Source organism: Paraburkholderia sp. SIMBA_027 (assembly GCF_046535315.1).
GTDB classification, from domain to species: Bacteria; Pseudomonadota; Gammaproteobacteria; order Burkholderiales; family Burkholderiaceae; genus Paraburkholderia; species Paraburkholderia tropica.
In genome coordinates, this window is record NZ_JAWRWY010000999.1 from 1 (window position 1) to 258 (window position 258).

Below are 258 nucleotides of genomic sequence, written 5' to 3' on the forward strand. Positions count from 1 at the left end.
GCAGTCCGCATCGTTGCAATACACCGCGCCTGGCACGCGCAGGTTCGTCGGCAGGTGCGCCGTCGCCGATTCCACCGTGTTGGCGAAGTTGGTGGCAATGTTCGAACTGCCCCCGCCTGGCGTACCGTCGGGCGGACCGCCCGCGTCGTAGACCACATGCACGCCGGTCTGCTTGAAGCGGGTTGTATCCGCTTCCGCGACGTACCAGTTGAAGAGCGGGAACACTTCGTTAAATCCGGCGTAGCCGTTCAGGTCGGT

General features: G+C 64.0%; 1 protein-coding gene. It reads right to left on the minus strand.

Going from position 1 to position 258, the window contains the following annotated elements; genetic code table 11:
- The coding region (locus SB764_RS42105; RefSeq protein WP_410867052.1) for a hypothetical protein at positions 1–258 on the minus strand (258 nt) is incomplete at both ends.